Origin of the sequence: Flavobacterium sp. HSC-61S13 (assembly GCF_024171535.1) — a bacterium.
Taxonomy (GTDB): domain Bacteria; phylum Bacteroidota; class Bacteroidia; order Flavobacteriales; family Flavobacteriaceae; genus Flavobacterium.
Window position 1 is genome coordinate 1 of the sequence record NZ_JALJZV010000030.1, and the last position, 3,645, is coordinate 3,645.

Here is a 3,645-nt window from a genome sequence, read left to right on the forward strand (position 1 = left end):
AGCCCTTTGCGTATTTGTAATGCTCCTGGTTCGACCTTTGACCTGACGGTTTATGACAATATTGTTTACCACGGTATTCCCGGCTTTAAAGTAGATTACTATAAGTCCAATGCCGATGCTATGGCTCAGATCGATCCTATTGTAGGAGCTGCAGCTTATGACGGAAAACACCATGAATTCATCTTTGTACGTGTAAGCTCCTTAACCGATCCTACTTTATATGCGATTACTTCTTTTGAGTTGTTGCGCGATGTGATTCCTGTGGTTAATAAAGGGGTTACTCCTTTGATTTCTTGTGTAGATGCATCGGGTCCTGCTACGGCTGTTTTCAATTTGAATACCAAGGATAACGAAGTGAAGTTAAGCGCCAGTGGTTTGGTGGTAGAATATTACTTGACGCAAGCCGAGGCCAATACGGGCGATGTGACCAAAGCCTTGCCAAAATGGAATTACCAAAGTGGCGAGAAAACGGTTTGGGTTCGCGTTTATTCACCGAGTTCAGCTTGTTACTCCATCACTAGTGTTGATTTAAAATTTAATATAGCGCCTGTTTTAGTTGGGCCTAATGAATATATTGTATGTGATAATTTAGGGATTTCAACATTTGATTTAACGGTTATCGCATCCGATCAAAAAGGATTGAACATCAAATGGAAACACGCATTCTTTAGAACCTTTAGTGAGGCTACTTCGAATTCGAATCCGATCAATGTTAAAGACGGAATTTATACCAATAGCAAACCAGGAGGAGAACCGGTTTATATGCGTGTAGAAGATGCGTTTGGTTGTGTAACGATTAAGGCTATCGATTTATTTGTAAAATCGAAACCCCGCACCACAGCTCCAAGTGACTTCTCTATCTGTGATACGAATGGTTCCGGAGTTACGTTTTTTGACTTAACCAGTAAAGAGGTTGAAATCTTAGCGGGCTTAACGGCTTCTGATTATCACGTTTATTATTATGCTTCCAATAGTTTGGCTATAGAAGGGGACTTTGACAAAGCGATAAAAGATCCGAAACAATATTCGAATTTAACCAGTAATACGGTTTATGTACGTATCGAGGATAAAACTACGGGTTGTTTTAGTGTGGAGTTGATCCATTTAAAAACGGTTACTTTACCCGATGTTGCTACCAGTGTAACGGATTATGTAGTTTGTGATTCCAAAGAAGGTACGGGTAAGATGAAATTTATCTTGGCCTCTAAAAAGCCAGAGATTACCTCTAGTTTGAGTTTAAAGATCAGTTTCTACGAAACTAGAACGGATGCTGAATCGGCGTTAAAACCGATTGATGAGAACAACTATACCAACAAAGATGCCTATACTCAAACGGTTTATGCGCGAGTAGAGGATGTGAAGTCGGGTTGTTTTAAAATCATCAGTATCAATTTAATTGTGAATACCTATCCTGCGTTTGATACAGCTGGAAATACCATCACGGTTTGTAGTACCTCTAACAGTGGAATTGGTATATTCAATTTGATCGAACACGGTAAAAAATATATTCCATCTTATAATAATTTTGAATTCGAATTTTTTGAAAGCTTGGAAAATGCTCAGAAAAATGTGAATAAGATTGTGGATCCAGAGGCTTACAGCAATGTGAAGGTTACTCAAACCAAGGTTTGGGTGCGCATTGTCAATAAAGTTACGGGTTGTGTGGGTATTTATGACTTTGATTTAAAAGTAAATAAAGCTCCTGTTATTGTCGGTAAATTACCTGTTACGGTTATTTGTGATAACTACAACGGATTATTTGATGGTAAGGCTTTGTTTGATTTAACGATTCACGAAGCGAGTATTATCCCAGGAGTTGCTTCTGGACACGGATCTAGTATCTCATACTATAAGACTCAAGCTGATGCTGATAAAGCAGAGAATGCAATTAGTAGTCCAAAGAATTACGTGAGCGGTGGGGCTGAAGAAACGATCTGGTATCGTTTATTGGATACCACTACGGGTTGTAGTGTGGTTGGTAGTTTTAATTTAAAAGTTACCATTGGTCTTGAATTGACCAAACCCCAAGACCTTGTTAGTTGTAGTGATATTAGTTTGGGACAGAACTTCGCTTATTTTGATTTGACTACGCATAAATTTGCTATTGTAGGTGGACTGCCTGTTTTTGGAACGACCTACTTTTATTATGAGAGTGAGGCTGATGCCTTGGCGGGTACCAATGCGATTGCTACAGCGAACTTGACCAAGTATAAAAACAAAACAGCTGTTCAAAGTATTTGGATGGTTGTGGTTAACGAGCTGGGTTGTCGTTCGATGACCATACAAACGCTGATCGTTTATGCTACGCCTAACCCAGCTAAGAGTGCTACTTTAAGCACTTGTGAAGCGACCGTAGGAACGGGTAGTGCGGTATTTAATTTGAACATGAGTGTGGAAGAGATCATCAATGGAGATACGAATTTGGATTTGTATTTTTATGGAACCCGCACCTTGGCAGAAGAAGGGGATCATACCAAAACGATACCTGGACCAGACAAATACACATCTACTTCCAAAACGATTTATGTTCGTGTAGAAAATAAACTGGCTTTAATCAGTCCAAAATGTTATGTTATTGTTGAGTTGAAATTGGTTGTCAATGCGATTCCGGCCTTAAAAGATTTAAAACCTTTGTTGGCTTGTTTGGAACAAGTTGTTGATTATTATGAATTTACCCTAACGGATAAAGACGCAGAGATTTTAAATGGTCGTTTAGCGAGTGATTATAGAATTACTTACTATGCTACCCAGACCGAAGCTCAGGACAATAAAAAGCCATTGCCTTATAATTACACCAATCAAACGGCTAAGAAACAAACCATTTGGGTTCGTTTAGAAAATAAAGCGACGGGTTGTTTTAATGTTAAGCGCTTGTTGTTGAGTATAGAGCCAAAAGTAGAGGCTTTTGCACCAGTTGTTAAAGAGTATTGCGACGACAACGATAAAGTTGGAGCTCCTGTAAATGATGGATTCACCAGTATTGATTTAACGGTTTATTCGTTGGAAATCATCGGAATTCAGCCTAATGCGGCAAACTTAATCGTTACGTATTATGCTTCGATGTCTGATTACAACGCGAATATTCCAATACTGACACCAAATGATTATGTGAACATTTCTAGTCCACAAACGATTATTGCTGTGGTTAAGAATAAGGATAAAGATTTATATTGTAGTGCCCTAGTGGAGTTGAAAATCGTGGTGAATAAATTGCCAGAGGTGATCACGGATTTAGAAGGCGGTTACTTGTGTAAAGACTTGGAAACGGGTCAAGTGACCCCATTCTTGATTGATTCGAAATTGGATTCGTCTCTATATGAGTTTATCTGGCAGTTTAATGGCGTAGAGATTCCAGGCGCGAAATTGTCTTATTACGAGGCTAAATTAGCAGGAAACTACACCGTTAGTACGGTTTCAAAAGCTACGGGCTGTGCTTCGGTTAACAGCGCTACGGTTACTTTGACGGCTTTAGCGCCATTTAGCATCACCATTGATGATACTACGGGCAATAGAGATGAGATTTCCGAGAATGGTAAACAGACGATTATCGTCAATGTATTGGATCAGAAAACCCCAGCAGGCGTTTATGAATTTGCATTGAACGACGGTTCTTACCAAAACAGTAATGTGTTTTATGATGTTGTT

The 3,645-nt window shown here is 39.2% G+C and carries 1 protein-coding gene; it reads left to right on the top strand.

The features are described from left to right. Positions 1 to 3,645 (top strand): hypothetical protein (locus tag L1275_RS16455; protein WP_253476093.1); only part of this gene is annotated, 3,645 nt, incomplete at both ends.